25 protein-coding genes are annotated in these 20,234 nt (G+C 67.2%); 10 read left to right on the top strand and 15 right to left on the bottom strand.

Translation table 11 applies throughout. The features are described from left to right. Positions 1-5: 5 nt before the first annotated feature. Genes hisB through ASC91_RS05930 form a run of 4 tightly spaced genes read right to left on the bottom strand, consistent with a single transcriptional unit; the run spans position 6 to position 2,327 of the window. Complete coding sequence (hisB, locus tag ASC91_RS05945; protein ID WP_056193714.1) at positions 6-620, bottom strand: imidazoleglycerol-phosphate dehydratase HisB; 615 nt, start codon at positions 618-620, stop codon at positions 6-8. After that, positions 608-1,684, bottom strand: a complete 1,077-nt coding sequence (gene hisC, locus ASC91_RS05940) for a histidinol-phosphate transaminase (protein ID WP_056193711.1) — start codon at positions 1,682-1,684, stop codon at positions 608-610. Before hisC ends, hisB begins: the two co-directional genes overlap by 13 nt. After that, positions 1,681-2,109, bottom strand: coding sequence for a PIN domain-containing protein (locus ASC91_RS05935; protein WP_056193708.1), 429 nt, complete (start codon positions 2,107-2,109; stop codon positions 1,681-1,683). The genes hisC and ASC91_RS05935 overlap by 4 nt, the downstream gene beginning before the upstream one ends. Next, positions 2,109-2,327 carry a hypothetical protein gene (locus ASC91_RS05930; RefSeq protein ID WP_056193705.1) on the bottom strand — a complete coding sequence of 73 codons (219 nt, stop codon included), beginning with the start codon at positions 2,325-2,327 and terminating at the stop codon, positions 2,109-2,111. The genes ASC91_RS05935 and ASC91_RS05930 overlap by 1 nt, the downstream gene beginning before the upstream one ends. A 109-nt stretch (positions 2,328-2,436) precedes the next feature. Between ASC91_RS05930 and ASC91_RS05925 the strand changes: the two genes are divergently transcribed. Continuing rightward, positions 2,437-3,750, top strand: a complete 1,314-nt coding sequence (locus ASC91_RS05925) for a GNAT family N-acetyltransferase (protein ID WP_056193703.1) — start codon at positions 2,437-2,439, stop codon at positions 3,748-3,750. Between the two features lie 14 nt (positions 3,751-3,764). On the opposite strand, the gene hisD is transcribed toward ASC91_RS05925, so the two are convergent. The 5 genes from hisD to ASC91_RS05900 form a co-directional block, all read right to left on the bottom strand. After that, positions 3,765-5,072, bottom strand: coding sequence for a histidinol dehydrogenase (gene hisD, locus ASC91_RS05920; RefSeq protein ID WP_056193701.1), 1,308 nt, complete (start codon positions 5,070-5,072; stop codon positions 3,765-3,767). Beyond that, positions 5,069-5,725 carry an ATP phosphoribosyltransferase gene (hisG, locus tag ASC91_RS05915; protein WP_056193697.1) on the bottom strand — a complete coding sequence of 219 codons (657 nt, stop codon included), beginning with the start codon at positions 5,723-5,725 and terminating at the stop codon, positions 5,069-5,071. The genes hisD and hisG overlap by 4 nt, the downstream gene beginning before the upstream one ends. Next, on the bottom strand, positions 5,722-5,964 hold the full coding sequence (locus tag ASC91_RS05910) for a BolA family protein (protein WP_056193694.1): 243 nt from the start codon (positions 5,962-5,964) through the stop codon (positions 5,722-5,724). Before ASC91_RS05910 ends, hisG begins: the two co-directional genes overlap by 4 nt. A gap of 75 nt (positions 5,965-6,039) precedes the next feature. After that, entirely contained in the window at positions 6,040-6,795 is a 756-nt protein-coding gene (locus ASC91_RS05905) for an ABC transporter permease (protein WP_056193690.1), read from the bottom strand. Next, a complete protein-coding gene (locus ASC91_RS05900; protein ID WP_056193688.1) occupies positions 6,792-7,712 on the bottom strand; it encodes an ABC transporter ATP-binding protein in 921 nt (306 codons plus the stop codon). Before ASC91_RS05900 ends, ASC91_RS05905 begins: the two co-directional genes overlap by 4 nt. Positions 7,713-7,855: 143 nt before the next feature. On the opposite strand from ASC91_RS05900, the gene ASC91_RS05895 reads away from it, so the two are divergent. The 5 genes from ASC91_RS05895 (at position 7,856) to ASC91_RS05875 (ending at position 10,717) form a co-directional block, all read left to right on the top strand. Beyond that, positions 7,856-8,521 (top strand): TetR/AcrR family transcriptional regulator, encoded by a 666-nt coding sequence (locus ASC91_RS05895; protein ID WP_056193685.1) that lies wholly within the window; start codon positions 7,856-7,858, stop codon positions 8,519-8,521. A 14-nt stretch (positions 8,522-8,535) separates the two neighbouring features. Next, a complete protein-coding gene (locus tag ASC91_RS05890; RefSeq protein ID WP_056193980.1) occupies positions 8,536-9,309 on the top strand; it encodes a hypothetical protein in 774 nt (257 codons plus the stop codon). Positions 9,310-9,436: 127 nt separating this feature from the next. Further along, complete coding sequence (locus ASC91_RS05885; protein ID WP_056193682.1) at positions 9,437-9,778, top strand: hypothetical protein; 342 nt, start codon at positions 9,437-9,439, stop codon at positions 9,776-9,778. Between the two features lie 128 nt (positions 9,779-9,906). Continuing rightward, positions 9,907-10,248: a hypothetical protein gene (locus ASC91_RS05880; RefSeq protein WP_056193679.1), complete on the top strand. Its 342-nt coding sequence runs from the start codon at positions 9,907-9,909 to the stop codon at positions 10,246-10,248. A gap of 109 nt (positions 10,249-10,357) precedes the next feature. Then, positions 10,358-10,717, top strand: coding sequence for a hypothetical protein (locus tag ASC91_RS05875; protein ID WP_056193676.1), 360 nt, complete (start codon positions 10,358-10,360; stop codon positions 10,715-10,717). A 144-nt stretch (positions 10,718-10,861) separates the two neighbouring features. Here ASC91_RS05875 and ASC91_RS05870 read toward each other — a convergent pair whose 3' ends face one another. Further along, positions 10,862-12,292 (bottom strand): wax ester/triacylglycerol synthase family O-acyltransferase, encoded by a 1,431-nt coding sequence (locus tag ASC91_RS05870; protein WP_056193673.1) that lies wholly within the window; start codon positions 12,290-12,292, stop codon positions 10,862-10,864. A gap of 97 nt (positions 12,293-12,389) precedes the next feature. On the opposite strand from ASC91_RS05870, the gene ASC91_RS05865 reads away from it, so the two are divergent. Beyond that, positions 12,390-12,641 (top strand): acyl-CoA-binding protein, encoded by a 252-nt coding sequence (locus ASC91_RS05865; protein ID WP_056193669.1) that lies wholly within the window; start codon positions 12,390-12,392, stop codon positions 12,639-12,641. Positions 12,642-12,681: 40 nt separating this feature from the next. Here ASC91_RS05865 and ASC91_RS05860 read toward each other — a convergent pair whose 3' ends face one another. Beyond that, entirely contained in the window at positions 12,682-13,008 is a 327-nt protein-coding gene (locus ASC91_RS05860; protein WP_056193666.1) for a polyhydroxyalkanoic acid system family protein, read from the bottom strand. A 132-nt stretch (positions 13,009-13,140) separates the two neighbouring features. Between ASC91_RS05860 and ASC91_RS05855 the strand changes: the two genes are divergently transcribed. The 3 genes from ASC91_RS05855 to ASC91_RS05850 are packed head-to-tail and all read left to right on the top strand — an operon-like array spanning position 13,141 to position 14,455. Beyond that, positions 13,141-13,917 carry a tetratricopeptide repeat protein gene (locus ASC91_RS05855; RefSeq protein ID WP_056193663.1) on the top strand — a complete coding sequence of 259 codons (777 nt, stop codon included), beginning with the start codon at positions 13,141-13,143 and terminating at the stop codon, positions 13,915-13,917. After that, positions 13,914-14,084, top strand: coding sequence for a hypothetical protein (locus tag ASC91_RS29270; protein WP_157281201.1), 171 nt, complete (start codon positions 13,914-13,916; stop codon positions 14,082-14,084). Before ASC91_RS05855 ends, ASC91_RS29270 begins: the two co-directional genes overlap by 4 nt. Beyond that, the gene (locus tag ASC91_RS05850) at positions 14,081-14,455 is read left to right on the top strand and encodes a hypothetical protein (protein ID WP_056193660.1); all 375 of its coding nucleotides are present in this window, start codon (positions 14,081-14,083) and stop codon (positions 14,453-14,455) included. The genes ASC91_RS29270 and ASC91_RS05850 overlap by 4 nt, the downstream gene beginning before the upstream one ends. Here ASC91_RS05850 and ASC91_RS05845 read toward each other — a convergent pair. The 4 genes from ASC91_RS05845 to ASC91_RS05830 all read right to left on the bottom strand — a co-directional run bounded on the left by ASC91_RS05845 (position 14,452) and on the right by ASC91_RS05830 (position 20,199). Then, on the bottom strand, positions 14,452-14,976 hold the full coding sequence (locus ASC91_RS05845; RefSeq protein WP_056193657.1) for a GNAT family N-acetyltransferase: 525 nt from the start codon (positions 14,974-14,976) through the stop codon (positions 14,452-14,454). The genes ASC91_RS05850 and ASC91_RS05845 overlap by 4 nt on opposite strands. Beyond that, entirely contained in the window at positions 14,942-16,006 is a 1,065-nt protein-coding gene (locus ASC91_RS05840; RefSeq protein WP_327082872.1) for an aminopeptidase, read from the bottom strand. Before ASC91_RS05840 ends, ASC91_RS05845 begins: the two co-directional genes overlap by 35 nt. A gap of 62 nt (positions 16,007-16,068) precedes the next feature. Beyond that, a complete protein-coding gene (locus ASC91_RS05835; RefSeq protein WP_056193654.1) occupies positions 16,069-18,069 on the bottom strand; it encodes a PKD domain-containing protein in 2,001 nt (666 codons plus the stop codon). 132 nt (positions 18,070-18,201) lie between these two features. Continuing rightward, positions 18,202-20,199, bottom strand: a complete 1,998-nt coding sequence (locus ASC91_RS05830) for a molybdopterin-dependent oxidoreductase (RefSeq protein WP_056193652.1) — start codon at positions 20,197-20,199, stop codon at positions 18,202-18,204. Positions 20,200-20,234 lie beyond the last annotated feature (35 nt).

The raw sequence follows: 20,234 nt of genomic DNA, 5'->3' as shown, positions 1-20,234 counted from the left end.
GCGGCTCACAGCGAGCCCTTGGTCGACGGGATCACGCCTGCGGAGCGCGGGTCCGGCGTCGTCGCCATGCGCAACGCGCGGCCAAAAGCCTTGAACATGGTTTCGGCCTGGTGGTGGGCGTTGTGGCCCTTCAGGTTGTCGATGTGGACCGTGGCCAGCGCGTGGTTGACGAAGCCCTGGAAGAACTCGAAGGTCAGCTGGGTGTCGAAGGCGCCGACGCTGCCAGCGGTGAACTTGCAGTCCATGTGCAGGCCCGGGCGGCCGGAAAGGTCGATGACGACCCGCGACAGGGCCTCGTCCAGCGGCACATAGCTGTGGCCGTAGCGCGTCAGGCCGGCCTTGTCGCCCACGGCCTTGGCGACGGCCAGGCCCAGCGTGATGCCGACGTCCTCGACGGTGTGGTGGCCGTCGATGTGCAGGTCACCCTCGCAATGGATGTCCAGGTCCATCAGGCCGTGGCGGGCGATCTGGTCCAGCATGTGGTCGAAGAAGCCGATGCCGGTCTGCAGCTTGGACTGGCCCGTGCCGTCCAGGTTGACGCGCACCGTGATGCGCGTCTCGCGGGTGTTGCGAGTGACTTCGGCGATGCGCGCGGTTGTGGAGGCGTTCAGTTCAGACATGCTTGAATCGCTTGGAGCAGCAGGGTGTTTTCGTCGGGCGTTCCGACCGTGATGCGCACACAGTTCGCTAGCAGCGGGTGCATGGCCGAGACGTTCTTGATCAGCACGCCCCGGGCCCTCAGCGCCACGAAGGTCGCGGCGGCGTCCTGAACCCTGGCCAGGATCATATTGCCCTGGCTTGGCCAGGGTGTGACACCGGGCATGGCCTGCAAGGCGCTGAAGAGGCGCTCACGCTGCTGGCGCAGCTCGGCGGCCTGGGCGGCGTAGACCTCGGCATGCTCCAGCGCGAACAGCGCGGCCTCGGCGTTAAGCACGCTGACGTTGAAGGGCGGGCGTAGTTTCTCGATCTGCGCGACCAGCTCGGCCGAACCACAGAGATAGCCGATCCGCACGCCGGCCAGGCCGAACTTGCTCATGGTGCGCATCACCAGCACGTGCGGGTGGCGGGCCATCAGCGCCAGGCTGTCGGAGGATGCAAAGGGTTGGTAAGCCTCGTCCATGACGACCAGGCCAGGCGCCGCGGCGACGATGCGCTCGATGGCGGCGGCGTCCCAGAGGTTGCCGGTCGGGTTGTTGGGGTAGGAGAGGTAGATGAGTGCCGGCTGATGCTCCGCAATCGCGGCCAGCATGGCGGCCTCGTCCAACTCGAAGTCTCCAGCCTGCAGCGGCACGCCGACAAAACGCAGGTGCTGGTGCCGCGCCGACATCTCGTACATGACGAAGCTGGGCAGCGGCGACAGGATGACCGCACCAGGCTTGGACACGGCCAGCGTCAGCAGGCTGATGAGTTCGTCCGAGCCATTGCCCAGCGTGATGCCGAAGGCCTCGGGCAGGCCGGCATGGACCTTCAGCGCCGCGGCCAGGTCGGCGGTGCGCTCGGCCGGGTAGCGGTTGATGGCAACGGCGCCGAGGCGCTCGCCCAACGCCAACTGCAGTTCGGTCGGCAGGCGGTAGGGGTTCTCCATGATGTCCAGCTTGACGAAGCCGGTGCTCGGCTGGACGACGTAAGCCTGTGCCGCTCGCACGTCGGGCCGGATCTGGGCAAGGGCTTGGTCGAGGCTCATGGGGCGGTCACGATGGGGTTGAACACTTGCACGCTGTCGAAGACGGCTTCGTGCGGCAGGGCCAGGCTGAGCAGTCGAGTGCAGCCCTGCGCCTTGGCGCTGGCGACGACGAGGGCGTCGGCGAACGGCAGGGTGAAACGGCTTTCCAGCGACCAGGCGGATTCGACAGTCGCCTGGTCCGTCGCCCACGGGCGCCAGTGCTGGTAGCGGCGCACCTCGGCACGCGCATCGCCTTGCGGCATGGGCGGCGTGACCTGGCGCGTGGCCAGCAGGTAGAAGTCGTTCAGCACCTGCACCGACACCCGGCCGGTGCGGGTGGCCCACAGCTCGCGCAGCCAGGCCAGCACCTGCTCGCGCTCAGCGGGGCGGGCGCCGTCCTCGCTGAACAGCAGCACGGAGGTGTCGACGAAGACGGGATCCGCCATCAAAGCACCTGCCTGCCGGGATAGGGCTGCCCGTCGGAGGCCCAGGACCGCTCGCGGTGCAACCAGTCCTGCAACGCCCGCTCGTAGGCGTCGTCGTGGCGCATCTTCTCGCCCAGCAGTTCCCCCAGCAGGCGAGACACGCTGGTGTTGCGCCGCGCGGCTTCCAACCGGGCCCATTCGGCCACGGCGTCATCCATGGACACGGTGACGTTCTTCATGGCATCAAGCGTATCACACGAAGTTCGTGTTGCACGAACTTCGTGTCCAAATACCTCTCGCTTGAATCGATTGAGTTAGCCTTTGCATCCCGTTGTCACTCCACCATCAATGCCCATATCGCCCCTCGCCAAGAAGCCCCTGCAGGCCACCGTGGCCAAGCTCAAGCGCACCGGCCGCGCCCTCGGCAAGCTCAAGCCCCAGGTGGTCAACCCCGTCCAGGCCCTGCAGGACATCAAGGCCAGGCGCGTCGCGCGGCGCACAGCCTCGGGCCTGCAACTGGTGCTGGCCGACCGCGTCGACTTCCTGAACCCGGCACATTGGGACGCGCTCGCGGCGCAGACCCTCTTCCTGTCGCGCGACTACCTGCGCGTGCTGGAGCAGCATGCGCCGGACAACATCGAGCCGCGCTACGCCATGGCCTATGCCGATGGTGCGCCAGTCGCGGCGCTATTGCTGCAGCGCGTGGCCGTCGGCGGCGCCCAGCTGCGCAAGCCCGGCAGCAAGAAGCTGGTCGATGCACCCATGGCCGGGCTCAAGGAGCATCTGCTGGTCTGCGGCAACCTGCTCGTCTGGGGCGCGCGCGCCATGGCCCTGGCGCCGCATGCCGATGAGGGCCAGCTCTGGCATGGCGTCTGCGAAGCCATCTACCGGCTGCGCCGCGCCGACAAGCTCGACGGCCAGTCCGACCTGGCGCTGATCAAGGACCTCGGCATGGCCGCCCGGCACGTCTCACCGTCACTGCGCCTGCTGGGCTATCGCAGCGTCGACACCGAACCCGACATGGTGCTGACGCTGCGCCCCGAATGGCGCAGCTGGGACGACTACCTGGCCAGCATGACCTCGGGCTACCGCAGCGCAGCCAAGAAGCTGCTGAAGGACTGCGCCGCGGCCGGCCTGACGCTGCGCGAGGCCAGCGCCGAGGAGCTGCTGGCGCGGGCCGACGAGCTGCATGCTCTCTATGGCCAGGTCCACCAGGCCCAGGGCCTGCGGCTGGCAACGCTGACGCCAGGCTATCTGCCCGCCATGGCCGCCGCCCTGGGCCCGCGCTTCCGCTGCCGTGTGGCCGAGCATGCCGACGGGCGCTGGCTGGGCTTCGTCACCAGCGTGCACGACGGCGACACGACGTTGGGCTACTACATCGGCTACGACCGCGCGGCCAATGCCGACGCGCCGATCTACCTGACGCTGCTGCAGTCCACTGTGCAGGACGCGATCGCCTTCGGTTCGACGCGGCTGAGCCTGGGCCGCACGGCGCTGGAGCCCAAGGCCAAGATGGGTTGTAGACCTGAGCCGCTGAGTTGCGCGGTGCGCCACCGCGTGTCGGCGCTGAACTGGATCACCACCGCGCTGACCAAGACGGCCGAGCACGACGAGCCGCCGGAGCGCAGCCCGTTCAAGGCCGCGCCTGTCGACGCGGCCTAGCTTTCAGCTGTAGGTCACTTCAGTCGAAGTTCGGCTGCGCGTGCATGGGCCTGCAGGCCTTCGCCGTGGGCCAGTTCGCTGGCGATGCGGCCGAGTGTCTGCGCGCCCTCGGCGCTGACTTCGATGAGGCTGCTGCGCTTCTGGAAGTCGTAGACGCCCAGCGGGGACGAGAAGCGCGCTGTGCCGGCCGTGGGCAGCACATGGTTGGGGCCGGCGCAGTAGTCGCCGAGCGACTCGCTCGTGTAGGCGCCCATGAAGATGGCACCGGCGTGGCGCAGCAGCGGCTCCCAGCGTTGCGGCTCGGTGGCGCTGATCTCCAGATGCTCGGGCGCGATGCGGTTGCTGATCTCGCAGGCCTCTTCCATCGAGCGCGTCAGGATCAACGCGCCGCGGCCGGCCAGCGATGCGCGGATGACGGCCTCGCGCGGCATCTCCTCGACAAGGCGCTCCATGCTGGCGCTGACGGCATCCAGGAAGGCGGCGTCCGGGCTGAGCAGGATGCTCTGCGCCAGCTCGTCGTGCTCGGCCTGGCTGAACAGGTCCATCGCCACCCAGTCGGGCGGTGTCGTGCCGTCGGCAATGACGAGGATCTCGCTGGGGCCGGCAATCATGTCGATGCCGACCTGGCCAAACACATGCTTTTTGGCCGAAGCCACATACGCATTGCCCGGGCCGGTGATCTTGTCGACACGCGGGATGGTGGCCGTGCCGTATGCCAGCGCCGCCACGGCTTGTGCGCCGCCAATGGTGAATACGCGATGCACGCCCGCCACCGCTGCGGCGGCCAGCACCAGCGGGTTGCGCACGCCGTCCGGCGTGGGCACGACCATGATGATCTCGCCGACGCCCGCGACCTGTGCGGGGATGGCGTTCATCAGCACGCTGCTGGGGTAAGCCGCCTTGCCGCCCGGCACATAGATGCCCACGCGGTCCAGCGGCGTGACCTTCTGGCCGAGCAGGTTGCCGTCCTCGTCGCGGTAGCTCCAGCTGCGGCCGCAGGCTTCCAGCTGGCGCTCGTGGTAGGCCCGCACCCGCTTGGCTGCAGCCTGCAGGGCGGTGGCCTGGGCCGGCGTGATCGAGGCCAGCGCGGCCTGCAATTCGGCTTGCGTGATCTCCAGCGCGGCGACGTTGTCGGCCGTCACGCGGTCGAAGCGCGCGGTGTAATCCAGCACGGCAGCGTCACCACGCTCGCGCACATCGGCCAGGATCTCGGCGACGCGGCCTTCGATGGCGGCATCGTCCGCCGCCGACCAGTAGCGCAGGCGTTCGAACTCGGTATCGAAGTCGGGCGCGGCGGTGGAGAGTTGGCGAACGAGTTTCATGCAATGGCCGAGGCAAAGGCGTCGATCAGCGGACGCAGCGCGTCGCGCTTGAGCTTGAGCGCGGCCTGGTTGACGACGAGGCGGGACGAGATGTCCATGATCTGCTCCACCTCGACCAGCTTGTTCGCCCTCAGCGTGCCGCCGGTGGAGACCAGGTCGACGATGGCCTCGGCCAGGCCGGTCAGCGGCGCCAGCTCCATGGAGCCGTAGAGCTTGATGAGGTCGACGTGCACGCCCTTGTCGGCGAAATGCTGGCGGGCGATCTCGGTGTATTTGGTGGCAACGCGGATGCGCGAACCCTGCTTCACCGCAGCGGCGTAGTCGAAGTCGGCGCGGGTGGCGACGCTCATGCGGCAGCGGGCGATCTTCAGGTCCAGCGGCTGGTAGAGGCCGTGCGAGCCGCCCTGGGCCAGCGCCTGCTCGTGCAGCACATCGCGGCCGGCCACGCCAAGGTCGGCGCCGCCGTACTGCACATAGGTCGGCACGTCGCTGGCACGCACCAGCACGACGCGAACGCCTTCGCGGTTGGTCGGCAGGATCAGCTTGCGCGAGGTCTCGGGGTCTTCCAGCACCTCGATGCCGGCGGCGCGCAGCAGCGGCAGCGTCTCTTCGAAGATGCGGCCCTTGGAGAGAGCGAGGGTCAGGCCGGTCATTGGGCGCTCCACTCTTCGGGGCTCAGCGTCTTCATCGACAGCGCATGGATCTGCTCGCGCATGCGCTCGCCCAGCGCCGCGTAGACACGCTGGTGGCGCTTGATGCGCGAGAGGCCGTTGAACTCGTCCGACACGATGGTCGCGAAGAAGTGGCGGCCGTCGCCCTCGACTTCGAGATGCGCGCAGGGCAGGCCTGCGGCAATGAAATCGCGCACTTCTTGCGGGGTCGGGTCGGCCATCACTGTCCTTCTGGAAAACCCCACATTTTAGGGAAGGGTGGGCGCGGCCCCCTTCGGGGCTGCGAAAACCATCCTTTAGGAACGGATCTTGTAGCCGCTCTTCAGCAGCGATAAAGCGAGGCCCGCCGTGACCACGAAGCTCACGCCCACCACGCCCAGGCTCAACCACGGCGACACGTCGCTGACGCCGAAGAAGCCGCGGCGGAATCCGTCGATCATGTAGAAGAAGGGGTTCAGGTGGCTGATGCCCTGCCAGAAACCGGGCAGCGAGTGCACTGAGTAGAAGACGCCCGACAGAAACGTCATCGGCATGATGATGAAGTTCTGGAAGGCGGCCAGCTGGTCGAACTTCTCGGCCCACAAGCCCGCAATCAGGCCCAGCGTGCCCATCAGGCCGGCGCCCAGCACCGTGAACAGCAGCACCCACAGGATGTTGTCCAGGCCCGGCGGCGCAAACCAGGCGGTGACCAGCAGCACGCCCGCCCCCACCGCCAGCCCGCGCACGACGGCCGCGCCGACATAGGCGACGAACCAGGCCGACGGCGACAGCGGCGTCAGCAGCAGGAAGATGAGGTTGCCGGTGATCTTGCTCTGGATGAGGCTGGACGAGCTGTTGGCGAAGGCGTTCTGCAGCACGCTCATCATCACGAGACCGGGGATCAGAAACTGCGTGTAGCCGACGCTGTCGTAGACCTTCACATGGTCTTCCAGCGTGTGGCCGAAAACGAGCAGGTACATCACCGCCGTCAGCACCGGGGCGCAGACCGTCTGGAACGCAACCTTCCAGAAGCGCAGGACTTCCTTCTTGAAGAGGGTGGAAGCACCATTCATGCGTGCTCTCCCTGCATGATTTCAAGAAACACGTCTTCGAGATCGGCGCGACCGATCTCCAGGTCTTCGATGGGAACTCCCTGTCCGCGCAGCTCGGCCAGCGTCGTCTCGACCTCATGGGCGTCATGCGCCGTCACCTGCACGATGCGCCCCGTTACCCGCGCACGCGCCGCGATGTCAGGTGGCAGCGCGGCATCGGTCTTGAAACGCAGCATCGTGGACGCCGTACCCGCCAACAGCTGCGAGGTGCGGTCCAGTGCCACGATGCGGCCGGCTTTCAGCATGCCAATGCGCTGGCACAGGGCTTCGGCTTCTTCGAGGTAATGCGTGGTCAGCAGCACCGTGTGGCCTTCCTTGTTGAGGCGGGCAATGAACTGCCACAGCGTCTGGCGCAGTTCCACGTCCACGCCGGCCGTGGGCTCGTCCAGCACGATGACGGGTGGGCGGTGCACCAGAGCCTGGGCGACCAGCACGCGGCGCTTCATGCCGCCCGACAGCTGGCGCATATTGGCGTTGGCCTTGTCCGTCAGGCCCAGGTTGTGCAGCAATTCATCGATCCAGTCATCGTTGCCGTGCACGCCGAAATAGCCACTCTGGATGCGCAGCGACTCGCGCACGCTGAAGAAGGGGTCGAACACCAGTTCCTGCGGCACCACGCCCAGCGCCTTGCGGGCGGCAGCGTAGTCGTCCACCACGTCATGGCCCATGACGCGCACACGGCCCTCGGTGGCCTTGGCCAGGCCGGCCAGCACGCTGATCAGCGTCGTCTTGCCGGCACCGTTGGGGCCCAGCAGGCCGAAGAACTCACCGCAGTGGATGTCGAAACTGACGCCGTCCAACGCCTTCACCTGCCCTCCCCGGTATGTTTTCTTGACGTTCTCGAAGGAGATGGCGGGCGGGGAGGCTGAATTCGGCATGGGGCGCGATTCTAAAAGTCAGCCCTATTTCGGTGCCGATCACTGCCAGAATGACCCGATGACCTGTGCGCCCCCATGCTCATTGCATTCACTGTGCCCCGAGGGGGTGCGTCATCCGCTCCGGGCGGCCGCGCGCTCCTGACATGCCCACCCCCAAACGCCCCCGCCGCACCGCCGAGCGCATCCTGGAGGTCACGCTGGAGCTGTTCAACAGCTTTGGCGAGCCCAATGTGTCGACGACGCTGATCTCGGCGGAACTGAAGATCAGCCCGGGCAACCTCTACTACCACTACCCGGCCAAGGACGAACTGGTCAACGCTCTCTTCGGCCGCTACGAGGCCGAGCTGAACGAGCTGCTCGCCGCGGCCGACAACGTGCGCAATGTGGAGGACGCCTGGCTGTTCTTCCACATGCTGTTCGAGCTGATCTGGAAGCACCGCTTCCTGTACCGCGACCTGAACGACCTGCTGTTCAAGAACCGCCGCCTCGAAACCCATTTCCAGACCCTGCTTGCCGCCAAGGAGCAGGCGATGCGCCACGTGCTGTCGGGGCTGCACCTGGGCGGCGCGCTGAAGATGGACCTGCGCGAGGCGGCGCCGACGGCCAACGCGATGGTCGTGGTGGTGAGCTACTGGCTGAGCTACGAATACGTGCGCGACCCGCGCCATGCGCTGGAGCCCGATCGCGCCGGCGCAGCGCTGATGCGTGGCGCCTTCCACGCGCTCTCCCTGCTGCTACCCTACCTTGAGCCTGCGTCCAAGGAACACCTCTTCAAGCTCGCCGGCCAATACCAATCATCACAACCCTGATGGAGACAAAAGCGATGGCCAAGTGGACTGCCTTCCCCTACGACAACAGCGCCTTCGTCTACACGCCGGCCACGCTGAAGAAGCACTGGGCGCGGCTGCATGCCGGTGACGCCGAGCCCCTCCCCAAGGACGCCGCGGTGCTGCAGGCCTGGATTCATTTCCATGCCGGTGACTTCCAGGCAGCCTACGACGCGGGCCTCGCCGCCGGTGGCGCCGGCATCACGGTCGCCAACAAGGCCCAGGGCATCTACGCCAACTACCTCGAGAAGAAGGAGAAGGTGAAGCTGGAGATGTTCCTGGAGATCGCGGAGCGCGCCGAGGCGCAGCAGGGCGAGGAGCCCAAGAACCCGAACGCCTGGTACTGGCAGGCTTACGCGATCGGCCGCTACGGCCAGGGCATCAGCGTCGCCAAGGCGCTGGCGCAAGGCCTGGGCAGCAAGGTCAAGAACGCGCTGGAAACCACCATCGAACTCGCGCCCAAGCACGCTGACGCCCACATCGCGCTGGGTGCCTTCCACGCCGAAGTCATCGACAAGGTCGGCAAGCTGCTGGGCCGCACCCAAGGTGCTGACACGGCCACCGGCCTGAAGATGTTCGAGCAGGCCCTCAAGCTCAACCCGGCCAGTGCCATCGCCATGATCGAACGTGCCAACGGCCTCGTCATGCTGGAGGGCGACAAGCGCATGAAGGAAGCCGAAAAGCTGTACGCCGACGCGGCTGCCTGCGACGCGATGGACGCGATGGAACTGCTCGACATCGAGCTGGCCAAAGAGGAACTTGAGGAGTAATTCACGGTACCGATCGCAGATCGTGACGGAGTTCACGACCCGATCTCCCGTGCCTCCGGGGGTGCAAGTCAGCGCGTCGCGGCGTAAGCTTCGTCCCCACCAGCCACCCCCCACACGAGACCGCGCCATGAAGTTCCTGATCCCCGCTTTCGCTGCCGTCACCGTCTTTGCCGCCCAAGCCGGCAACAACGCCACGCCCGAGCAGGCCGAACTGCGCGCCGAGTGCGCCAAGAGCTACACCGACACCAGCAGCGTGGCAACGCCGGTCCCGTCCAACGAGTACCAGTTTGTCTACGCCAATGGCAAGTACAAGGGCGAAGCCAAGCCGGGCAAGCTGCTGGCCTGCACCGAGCAGCAGTACGCCGCCTACCTGGACAAGGCCGACCCGGCCAAGGTGATGGCCGCCTACCCGACCGCCGCTGGCCGCCCGACCGCCGCCAAGAAGAAGGCCGAGCCTTTCCGTCTGTGAAACGCCTGTGATTCGCCGCTGATCGTTTCGAATCGTCAGCCAACGAGGCGCCCTGCGGGGCGCCTTTTGTTTTTCCGGCGCGGCCGACCTAATGTTGAAAGTCACTGGACTTTCCAAGGAGCCACGCCGTGAAGATCCTCATCGCCACCCTGACCTGCCTGGCCGGCACCGTTGCCCTCGCAGATGACGCTGACGTGCACAAGGCCCGTTCCGAATTGCGCACCGGCTGCGCGCAAAGCTACGCCAGTTTCAGCGCCCATCACCCAGCCGGCAATGCGCCTGAGTACCGCGGCGACAAATACCCCGGCGACTCCCAGTACTACGGTGACGCCAAGCCCTGCACCGAGGAGCAGCTGGCGGCCTATCTCGACAAGGCCGACCCTGCCCTCGTCATGCGCGCCTACCCTTCCGCCGCCGGCCGCCCCAAGGCCAAGAAGCCGGCCACGGCGCCTTCCGCGCCCAAGGGCTGAGTCGATGCAAAGGCGCCTTCGGGCGCCTTTTGATTGGTGCAGTGCGGCGTGCATTTGCTTGCACTTAGGCGTAGCCTTGGGCTCACCTTGAGCAGCAAGGAGGTCCGCCATGAGAACCCTCGCAGTCACCATTGCGTCTCTGGTCACCGCGCTGCCGGCCTTCGCGGCCGACACACCGGCCAGCCACGCCCAGGCCGTGTTGCACGATGGTTGCGCCCAGGCCTATGCCAGCCACGTCGCCACCTACTACGCCGCCGGCGCGGTGGCGCCGACCTTCACCGGCGAACGCCCCAAGGGCGACCACCGGTACTACAACGACGCCAAGCCCTGCGACGAAGCGCAGTTCGCGTCCTATCTGGAAAAGGCCGACCCGGCCACGGTGACGATGGCCTATCCCACCGCCGCCGGCAAGGCCAAGTCCAAGAAGGCCAACGCCGTCACGACGGCGGCGGTGCCCAAGTCGAAGTGAGCCCAGCCGGAGCGCGCGCCTTGCGGGCCGAGCGCCGGGCCGCTCCCTAGCCGGCCCGCGTAAGGCGATGTGCTTGCTGGTCAATCCGGCAAGCATCGCCGTCACCTCGGGGGACCGGCCAAGGTATGTCCTTGGACGAGGGGCTCAGGCTTCCCACGGCATCATCAGCGACAACATCAAGAGCTTCTCGAACTCCGGTGCGAAGTTGGCGATGATGGCCTCGGGGTCGGGGCACAGGCCGGTGTCGGTGATGAGGCCGAACTGCACGCGGCCGGCGTAGGTCAGGATGCTGACGCCCATGCCGATGTCGCCCGACTGCGGCACCCAGAACATCACCTTCTCCACCGTCGAGCCGCAGAACTTGAGCGCCTCGGCCGGGCCCGGCACATTGGTCATCACCGCCGTCGCCTTCTTGGCGAAGAGGTTGAGCATCGCGTGCTGCACGGGCTTGATCAGCAGGCCGGCGACAGACAGCAGGCCGAAGGCCATCACCGGCTGGAAGCTGCCCTTGAGCTCGCTCATGCGCGCGCGCACCGCGAACAGCCGCTCGATGGGGTTGGCGATGCCGATGGGCAGCACCAGCGGCACCAGGCCGAAGCGGTTGCCGAGTTGCCAGGCCTGCTCCAGCGGGCGCAGATTGACCGGCACCATGGCGCGGATCTCCTTGCCCGCCGGGTCGTCGCCCTTGTCCGCCAGGTAGCGGCCGATGGCGCCGGCCGCGCAGGCCAGCAGCACGTCGTTGATGGAAGCGCCCAAGGCCTTGCCCACCGCCTTGACCTCGTCCAGCGCCAGGCTGTCGTCCCAGGCCACGGTTTTCTTCGAACCGGGCTTGCCCTTGAGGCGGGTCGGCGAATCGTCGGGCATCAGCGCGAAGGCGGCCACGTCGGACACGGCCTGGTAGCCCATGCGGGCCATCTCCAGCGACGAATCCATCGGCGTGTCACCACGCATGGCCAGGTCCACGCCCTTGGCCACACCCTTGCCCGTCATGCCGATGGCCTTGACGGTCAGGTTGCTGATCGGGCGCAGGAAAGCGTCGAGCAGCCAGTCGGCCTCGCCGGGCTCTTCCACATCTTTTGCCGCGCGCTTGGGCGGCGCCTTGCCGCCATCGGTGATGGACAGCATGACGGCGATCAGCGCGATGCCGTCGGCAATGCAGTGGTGGATGCGGGCGATCAGCGCGCTCGTGCCGTCGCCCATGTCCTCGATGAGCTGGAACTGCCACAGCGGGTGGGCCGGGTCCAGCGCTTCGGAGCACAGCTCGGCGACACGCTCGCGCAACACCTCATCACGGCTCTGGCCGCGCAGGGGCAGCGGCACCTCGGCGACGACGTGGCGGGCGATATCGAAATCCTTGTCGGCCACCCACTGGGCGCCCAGCAAGGCGTCCTCGACGACCTTCTGCCGGAAGCGCGGGTACTGCAGCAGCCGTTCGGCCACGCGTTCGCGCAGCGCGGCCAGCGTGATGCCGGGGCGGATGGACCAGACCCCGACGATCATCATCAGGTTGGCCTCGGTGTCCATGCGCAGCCAGGCGGTATCCACCTTGGACATGCGTTCGCTGCTGGGGCCCATGCGTCTCCTCGGATTCGTTATTGGCCGGGCCTAAACTCGGCGGCCCGTCGGTCGATTGTCATGAGAATCGACGCCCCAATCAGCCTGGAGAACCCCCGTGAGCCTGAAAGACCAATTCGAAGCCGCTGTCGCCGACTCCAAGAACCTGGCCGAGCGGCCGGACAACATGACGCTGCTGAAGCTCTATGCGCTCTACAAGCAAGGCAGCGCCGGCGACGTCGACGGCAAGCGCCCCGGCTTCACCGACATGGTCGGTCGTGCCAAGTGGGACGCATGGAACGAGCTCAAGGGCACGAGCACCGATGACGCGATGCAGCAGTACATCGACCTCATCGAATCCCTGAAGTAAACCGGCGCCGTCGGCGCCCAAGAACCGGCTGGGCCTGTGCTCAAGCCGGTTTCTTTTTGGCCGGTGCCTTCTTCTTGCCGGCCGCCAGCAGCGCATCGAGTTCCTTCTCGATCTCGCCCTCGATCGTCTTCTTGAAGGCCCCGAGCAGGAAGCCAAGCTGGGCCACCAGGTCGAAGTGGTCGGCCGCCACGGTCAGCTCGCCCTTGACGCCGGAGCGCGTGAACTCCACGGTGTCGCCGTCGTCACCCTCATGCACTGTGCATTCCATGTCGAACTTCTCTTCGACCTGCTCGGCCCATTTCCAGGCAATCTCGCGGGCCTTCTTCAGGCCCAGGTCGTGGTCTCGGTGAATGCGGATCTCGGCCATCAGCGGCTCTCCGTTGTCTCGTGCACCCCACTCTAAGCGAGAAGGGCGGTGCCACTGCCGTGGGCGCATTTGCCTCCATACTTAGGCGCAGAAAAGCCTGGCGCAAAGCCAGCCGAAGCCCAGGGAGGATCCATGCGCCTTGTCGACCCCGACCCGCTCTGCCTCGACCCGCTCATGGAGGGGCTGACGCATTTCCGTGCGCCCGAGCCCGACCATGAACAGGCTGTCTACTGGTTCCGCGTCGCCGCCGACGCGGGCGACGCCGAGGGACTGGCCATGTTCGCGCTCTGCCAGCTTGAGGGCCTGGGCCTGCCGCGGGACCCGGTGCAGGCCCGTGAGCGCCTGGAGCGCGCCTCCAGCGAGGGCAGCCTGACTGCCAAATTCCATCTAGGCCGCATCCTCGTCGCCGGCTGGGGTGGCGACCCCGATGCACCGCGCGGCGTGGCGCTTTACACCGTCGCCGCATCCCAAGGCCATGCCGATGCCACCTTCAACCTGGCCGCCTGCCTGGAGTCAGGCTGGGGCTGCCAGCCCGACCGCCTGGCCGCCAAGGCCCTCTATATGCGCGCCCGCGCCATGGGCAGCCCGCTGAAGGCGCCAGGCCTGCGCATCCGCGAGCGCGAGCTGGAGGCGGTGCGCGAACTCGCGCGCCGCATGGAACACGGCAGCGAACTGGCGCGCGCCATCGAGGAGCGCCAGCACGAGATCATGCTGATTCACGAGCTCGCGCAGACTCCGGCACGCAAAGCCATGCTGAGCGCCAGGCAGCGCCGCCGGCTGCTGCACGTCGCCAGCGCCACGGCCATCATCGCGGGCCTCGCCGCGGTCCTGGCCGGCCTGTTCGGCCTGTTCGGCTGGCGCAACAGCCACCCGCTGGCGCATGATTCCGGCCCCACCTCCATCGCATGAACATGCGCCGCAGCCAGCCGCTTAACACCCATTTGATAGACGTCGGCCCCCTTGTCTACGGCTGCATGGCCCTGGGCGGCGACTGGGGCGATGGCCCCATCACCGAGACCGACATTCCCCATGCCCACACGGCCATCGAGGCGGCGCGGGGGCAGGCGTTGCCATGAGGGAAACGCTGCCGCTCATGCAACGGATCGAATCGATCCAGCCAGGCTTCAGCACCGCCGATGCTGAGTACCCTGAGCTTGGCTTGGCCGGCGGTGTGCTGAGCCTCACGTTCCAAGACTGGTCAGAAAAGCCAATCCGCATCCAGTTCCTTCAAGTCTGTGCATTCCGCTGGCAAGAAGCTGAGCAACTGCTTGAAGGAGAGTCATACGACGGCTCCTGCGAGGTCATTCATTCGGAATGGCTCGCTCGGCACGTTGAAAGCGGCTCGGTGCCTCCAGATTCAAAGCATCGCCATCTGCGCTTCAACTTCAACGCTTGCGGCCAGTTGGATGTTCTCTGCGTCTCATTCAACGTCGAGGTAAAGGTTTAACTGCGCACTGACGGTTGTTTCGGATGCAGCCTCGCCATCGTCAGCGCGTCCACGTAGACGCCATCACGCAGCGCATAGGCCCTGAGCCGCCCTTCGTGCTCGAAACCATGGCGCTCGTACAGCCGGATTGCGCGCTCGTTGTCCTGGTAGACCGTCAGCTCCACGCGCAGAACCTGCGCCCAGTTGTCGGCGTAGTCCAGCAGCGCAGTCATCAAGGCACCGCCAATGCCCTGCCCCTGCGCCGCGGCCGACACCGAGATGCCCAGCGCCATTGCGTGGCGGCGGCGCACTTGGGCGCCGACCGGGTGCAGGCCGGCGCTGCCGAGCAGCTTGCCGTCACGTTCGGCCAACAGGAACAGCTCGGGCGAGCCAGCGGCGGGTGGCGTGCTCAGGCGCTGTTGCCACAGTTCTGCATTGGCATAGGGCAGCTGCAGCAGGCCAGGAAAGATGTCCGGCTCGGCCAGATGCTCGGCAACCGCTGCGGCATCACTGGCCCGGGCGCGTCGCAGGATCAGTGTCATAAGTCCCTCCCTCAAGGCTCTTCAATGTAGCCCGACGCTCCTCGCGCGCGAGCGGCTTCAGCCGTTCGACGGCCGCGTGAAACTTGACCCAGTCACGACCCTCGCGCTCGAACAGGCGCGTGAAGGCCGGCACCAGTTCGTCATAGGCAGAAAGAATCGCGAAGCTGGCGTTGTTGGCACGCTGGAACCAGGCTTCGTAGCCTGGCGCCTCCTTGGGGGCACGTTCGCGCAGCTCGGCCATGACGGCGGCTTTGGCTTCGGCACGCGACTCGGCCGGGCCGGCGTAAACCGCTTTGAGCTTCTCCCGCCCTTCGCGCGCCAGCGCCAGGAAGCGCGCCCGCCGCGCCCGCCCGGCCTCGAAGGCAACCAGGGCCTCGGGCTTGGCCGCCAGCCATTCGCGGGCACCGAGCATCTCGACGGCGGTGGCATAGGCCTCGTTGAAGCCGGTGTCGTCGCTGGTGTAGACGCGCTGGTGGGTCAGCTCGTGAAAGACCATGGCCGCCAGTTCCCCCTCGGGGTAGCGGATGAAGGTGTTCAGCAGCGGGTCGCCGCCGAACCAGCGGCTCCAGCCCAGCGTCGAATAGGCGGGAATGGGCTGCACCTGCACCTCCCAGCCCTCGGCCTTCAGCTCGTCGGCGTGGCGCTGCGCGGCATCGCGGTCGAACCAGCCCTGGTAGCCGGCGCAGCCCATGATGGGGTAGCACCAGGTCTTGAGCTGGAAGCCGAACTCGGGCGCGGCGACGATGTTCCAGACGACGGCTGGCCGCTTGAGGTCGGCATAGCGGCGGTAGCTGTTGTTGTCGGGCAGGGCCAGGCGCGCGGTGGCGAAGTCGCGCATCTGCTGCGTCAGCTTCAAGCGCTCGGCCAGCTCGGGTGGGGTGGCCGGGTCGGCCAGCCAGTCGCTGACCGGCCTGGCGGCACGAACGATGCCCAGATGGCCGCCGGCGGCCTGGCCCCAATGGCCCACGGCGCCGCAGCCGCTCAGGGAGAGCGCAGCGGCGGCAACGAGCAGGGCGCGTGCAGAGATCAAGCGAAATGGCGATGCGAATGGAGCCGCGATTGTCACCACCCGCCTCGCCGCGCAAGTAACCGTCAGCGCACTACCACCGTCAGCACGGTGCCCGCCGGCACGCGCACGCCGCGGCGCTGGTAGCGCGTTGCGCCAGCCGGTACCTGATCGTCCAGGTAGGTGTGCCCGGTGCCGCCGAAGCGCGTCAGGCCGTTGATCGACGCAGGCTTGCGGTTGGTGGCCTGCTGCGCGGTGTCGGTGCCCATCAGCCACAGCCCTTCCCACTGCACCTGGGGGAAGCCGTAGCCCCAAGGCGCATGGCGCTGCGGCATGCCGCCGAACACGCTGCTGCCCAGGCGCTCCCACTCGTCGGCCAGGCCCTCGCTGCCGGCGCGCCGCAGCAGCGTGTCCAGGCAGATGTAGCTGCTGACCGTCGCACTGCAATCAGTCACCAACTGGCGCCACCAGCCGCTGCCGTAGCGCCGATTCAAGAAGGCGGCCAGGCTGCCGCCGGCTCCGTAGTTGGCGCTATCGGCACCCTCCAGCCAGTCGATCATGGCCACACTGCCACCAGAACGGAGGTAGCTGGGCAGCCGGAAGATGACGATCTTGTTGGCGCCCGGCGTGATGGTCTCGGCCAGCAGGTCTTCGGTGGCCATGGCAGCCGTCTCTTCCAACCAGGCGTCGTGCAGCAGGCCGCGCTGGATCGTGCCCTGGTGATAGGTCACCATGTGCGTGAGCTCGTGCACCAGCGTGGACGCGTAGAAGGTCGGGTTGCTTGCCAGGCCCGTGCCGTTCACGAAGAAGGCCAGCGCTTCGTTGGAATTCGCGTAGCGGCTGTTGCGCCAGCGGTAGGAGTTGTTCAGCCCATAGAAGTAGCCGGCCGCGGAGGCGTCGGCGCCCATGTGGTCGGTGACGACAATGTTCACGTCCTGCAGCTGCGCCGCGCTTTCCTGGATCAGCCACGGTCGGTTGGCCACCTCGCTGCCGCCCCAGACGTCGCCGAGCATGGCGATGACGCGCGCAAAGCCGCCCTGGTCGCCGCAGAAGCTGCGCTTCAGGGGCTCGATCTGGGCCGCTTCGACCGTGCGGGCCGTGGTCAGCGCCTGGTCCACCCAGAAGACGAGGCGACGGCCGGTTCCGGTGCTGCAGGTGCTCAGCACGCTGGCCATGAACGGCACGGGCTTGGCGGGATCGTCATAGAGATCGTTCCAGATGCGTGTGCTGCCGACCTCGGCGGCGGCGAGGGCGCGGCGGCGCGGCTCGATGGCGCTCTCCGGCAGGGGCCGAGCAGGCAGTTGCTGATCCTGCAGATCCTCCAGCGACTGTTGCTGCTGCAGGCCGAGCATGCGCGCGTGCAGGGCGTCGTGATGGGATTCGTCGGCAGCTGATGCACTGGCAGCCTGAATTCGGGCGTTCGGTGCCGCGCCCAGGCTGACCACCGCCGCGCTGCCGCTCTTCGGTAGCTCGGTGGCATCGCTGGCCTGGCCGTTGCTGAACACCAGCGTCACGGACTGCCCAGGCTGCACGTTGGCGATGTCCACGTCGACCAGTTGGGACGTGGCGCCGGCGTTGCGCAAACGCCAGACACCGACGCCGCTGCCGGCATAGCCCCCATCCGCAGCCACCGCACAGTGCAGGCCGCTGCAGCCTGGCAAGAGTGAGCCTGCAGCACGTGCCACTGGCGAAGGCTGTGCTTCGACCTGGACGGTGGTGCTGGCGCGCGCCGTCACGCCGGCACTGTTCTGCGCTACGGCCGTGGCGGTGAAGCTGCCCGCCTGGGCGAAACGGCGCTCCACGGTGAGGCCTTCGGCCGCTGCGCCGTCGCTGAACTCCCAGCGCCAGTTGACACCATTCTGCGTATCACCAGCGGTGAACTGCACGTACTCGCCGGCGTAGAGCTGGGTGGCCGAGGCGCTGAGGCGCACGACCGGGTCTGGCACGGCGGGCGCCGTTGGCGGCGTCGGCGTCGGCGTCGGTGTCGACACACCGCCACCGCCTCCACCGCCGCCGCAGGCGGCAAGCAGCATCAGTCCACAGGCAGCCGCCACATGGCGCAGCCCAGCCTTGAAGAGGCCCTCCATCGTTCTCCCTGTCCTTGTGTTCTCGGCACCGCATCCTCGTGCGCGGCGCCGGGCACGGATTGTGCCAACGCGTCCCGGCGCATCGCGCCGTTAGCCGCCCGGTTCAGACGTCAAAAATCACGTCAGGAAAGTTCAGGCAGCTTCAACCTGCACCAGGCAGTCGTAGAAGGCCGGGGCATTGCCCATATCCGTCAGGCGCTGGTGGGTGACCTCGTTGACATTGCTGCCCTGCACGCCGAGCTTGCGCCACCACACGCCCAGGCCGTTGACGACGCCGGGCCGCGCGCGCGTGCTGACCTTGAGCTTGGCCACATAGCGGCCACGGTCGTTGAATGCGGCCACCAGGGCGCCATCGGCCAGGCCGCGCTCGACGGCATCGCCGAGGTGCATCTCGATGATGGGCTCGCTCTCGATGTCGCGCAGGCTCTTCACGTTGACAAAGCTGCTGTTCAGGAAGTTGCGCGCCGGCGGCGAAATCATGGCCAGTGGGTAGCGCGCGGCCAGTTCGGGCGAGCTTTGCGCGCTTTCGTAGTTGGGCACGTAGTCGGCGCCGGCGGCCTGCGCGCGACCGTTGGGGGTGCGGAAGCCGCCCTCGGCAAATGGCGCCTCGGGAATGGGCAGGGGCTGCCAGCCCTGCTCGCGCAGCAGGCCCATGTCGATGTCTGACGTGAAGGCCTGCGCGGCCAGGTCCTCATCGCTGTCCTTGAAGCAGGGATCCGTCAGGCCCATCGCCGCGGCCAACTCGCGGAAGATCTGCGTGTTGGTCTTGGCTTCGCCCAGCGGCGCAACAGCCGGCTGGTTCATCAGCACATCGGTGTGGCCATAGGAGGTGTGCACGTCCAGGTGCTCGAGCTGGGTCGTGGCGGGCAGCACATAGTCGGCCAGGTCGGCCGTGTCGGTCATGAAGTGCTCGAGCACGACGGTGAACAGGTCTTCGCGCTGAAAGCCCTTCACCACCTTGGGCGACTCCGGCGCGACGGCGACGGGATTGCTGTTGTAGACAATCAGCGCCTCGATGGGCGGGGCGGCCTGCAGCAGCGCGTCGCCGATGGTGCTCATGTTGACCATGCGCGGTGTGCGCCCGGCGAGCAGGCCCGGGCGTTCCAGATCCGGGTTCTTGTACGGCGCGTTCCAGCCCGAGGCCGACAGCAGCACGCCACCGCTCTGGTGGCGCCAGGCGCCGGTCAGGCAGGGCAGCAGCGCGATCAGCCGCACCGCATTGCCGCCACCGCGAACGCGCTGCAGGCCGTAGTTCATGCGGATGGCGGCGGGTGTCGTGGTCGCGTAGTCGCGGGCCAGACCGCGCACTTCGTCGGGCGTGACGCCGCAGACCTCGGCGACGCGCTCGGGCGGCCAGTCCAGGGCCTTGCCGCGCAGTTCATCCCAGCCGTCGACGTGGTTGTCGATGTAGTCCTGGTCCAGCCAGCCGTTTTGGATCAGCTCATGCATCAGGCCCAGGGCCAGCGCACCGTCGGTGCCGGGCAGCACGGCGATGTGCTGGTGGCATTTGTCCGCCGTCTCGGTCTTGCGCGGATCGATGCAGATCAGCTTGGCGCCTTCGCGCTTGGCCTGGTTCGCATAGGTCCAGAAATGCAGGTTGGACGCAATGGAGTTGCTGCCCCAGATGATGATGAGCTTGGCGCCAGCGAAGTGACGCGTGTGCATGCCCAGCTTGTGGCCATAGGTGGCTGCCAGGCCGGCGCCGCCGGCGGAAGCGCAGATGGTGCGGTCCAGCCGCGCAGCGCCGAGCGCGTTCCACAGCCGGCCGGCCATGGCCTCGCCCTGGATCAGGCCCATGGTGCCCGCATAGCTGTAGGGCTGGATGCACTGCGGGTCCTTCACCGCCTGGAGCCGGGCGGCGATGTCGGCGATGGCCTCGGCCCAGCTCACCCGCACGAAGGCCGGCGCTTCGGTCTTCTTGCTGACCCTCTTCAGCGGGTGCAGCAGGCGCTCGGGGTGGTAGGTGCGCTCGGGGTAGCGCGAGACCTTGGTGCACAGCGCGCCGTGCGTGTTGGGATGGTCGGCGCGGCCCTGCACCTTGATCACGCGTTCGTTTTCGACGGTGATCTGCATCGCGCATGTGTCGGGGCAGTCGTGGGGGCAGGCGCCGAAGACGGTACGGGTGGTCATGGCAATCGAGATTCAGGCAGAACCTCGATTGTCGC

The organism is Pelomonas sp. Root1237 (genome assembly GCF_001425055.1).
Classification (GTDB): domain Bacteria; phylum Pseudomonadota; class Gammaproteobacteria; order Burkholderiales; family Burkholderiaceae_C; genus Pelomonas.
Note: the sequence above shows the minus strand (reverse complement) of the source record. Positions and strands in the feature narration are given on the sequence as shown.

Excerpts from the sequence above, each read along its gene's own strand:
- ASC91_RS05855 (WP_056193663.1), top strand. The coding sequence starts at position 13,141 with ATGCGCCTTGTCGACCCCGACCCGCTCTGCCTCGACCCGCTCATGGAG.
- ASC91_RS05875 (WP_056193676.1), top strand. The coding sequence starts at position 10,358 with ATGAGAACCCTCGCAGTCACCATTGCGTCTCTGGTCACCGCGCTGCCG.
- ASC91_RS05850 (WP_056193660.1), top strand. The coding sequence starts at position 14,081 with ATGAGGGAAACGCTGCCGCTCATGCAACGGATCGAATCGATCCAGCCA.
- ASC91_RS05900 (WP_056193688.1), bottom strand. The coding sequence starts at position 7,712 with ATGCCGAATTCAGCCTCCCCGCCCGCCATCTCCTTCGAGAACGTCAAG.
- hisG (WP_056193697.1), bottom strand. The coding sequence starts at position 5,725 with ATGACCGGCCTGACCCTCGCTCTCTCCAAGGGCCGCATCTTCGAAGAG.
- ASC91_RS05930 (WP_056193705.1), bottom strand. The coding sequence starts at position 2,327 with ATGAAGAACGTCACCGTGTCCATGGATGACGCCGTGGCCGAATGGGCC.
- ASC91_RS05905 (WP_056193690.1), bottom strand. The coding sequence starts at position 6,795 with ATGAATGGTGCTTCCACCCTCTTCAAGAAGGAAGTCCTGCGCTTCTGG.
- ASC91_RS05870 (WP_056193673.1), bottom strand. The coding sequence starts at position 12,292 with ATGGGCCCCAGCAGCGAACGCATGTCCAAGGTGGATACCGCCTGGCTG.
- hisB (WP_056193714.1), bottom strand. The coding sequence starts at position 620 with ATGTCTGAACTGAACGCCTCCACAACCGCGCGCATCGCCGAAGTCACT.
- ASC91_RS05910 (WP_056193694.1), bottom strand. The coding sequence starts at position 5,964 with ATGGCCGACCCGACCCCGCAAGAAGTGCGCGATTTCATTGCCGCAGGC.
- ASC91_RS05845 (WP_056193657.1), bottom strand. The coding sequence starts at position 14,976 with ATGACACTGATCCTGCGACGCGCCCGGGCCAGTGATGCCGCAGCGGTT.
- ASC91_RS05935 (WP_056193708.1), bottom strand. The coding sequence starts at position 2,109 with ATGGCGGATCCCGTCTTCGTCGACACCTCCGTGCTGCTGTTCAGCGAG.
- hisC (WP_056193711.1), bottom strand. The coding sequence starts at position 1,684 with ATGAGCCTCGACCAAGCCCTTGCCCAGATCCGGCCCGACGTGCGAGCG.
- ASC91_RS05890 (WP_056193980.1), top strand. The coding sequence starts at position 8,536 with ATGGCCAAGTGGACTGCCTTCCCCTACGACAACAGCGCCTTCGTCTAC.
- ASC91_RS05835 (WP_056193654.1), bottom strand. The coding sequence starts at position 18,069 with ATGGAGGGCCTCTTCAAGGCTGGGCTGCGCCATGTGGCGGCTGCCTGT.
- ASC91_RS05830 (WP_056193652.1), bottom strand. The coding sequence starts at position 20,199 with ATGACCACCCGTACCGTCTTCGGCGCCTGCCCCCACGACTGCCCCGAC.
- hisD (WP_056193701.1), bottom strand. The coding sequence starts at position 5,072 with ATGAAACTCGTTCGCCAACTCTCCACCGCCGCGCCCGACTTCGATACC.
- ASC91_RS05860 (WP_056193666.1), bottom strand. The coding sequence starts at position 13,008 with ATGGCCGAGATCCGCATTCACCGAGACCACGACCTGGGCCTGAAGAAG.
- ASC91_RS29270 (WP_157281201.1), top strand. The coding sequence starts at position 13,914 with ATGAACATGCGCCGCAGCCAGCCGCTTAACACCCATTTGATAGACGTC.
- ASC91_RS05925 (WP_056193703.1), top strand. The coding sequence starts at position 2,437 with ATGCCCATATCGCCCCTCGCCAAGAAGCCCCTGCAGGCCACCGTGGCC.
- ASC91_RS05895 (WP_056193685.1), top strand. The coding sequence starts at position 7,856 with ATGCCCACCCCCAAACGCCCCCGCCGCACCGCCGAGCGCATCCTGGAG.
- ASC91_RS05885 (WP_056193682.1), top strand. The coding sequence starts at position 9,437 with ATGAAGTTCCTGATCCCCGCTTTCGCTGCCGTCACCGTCTTTGCCGCC.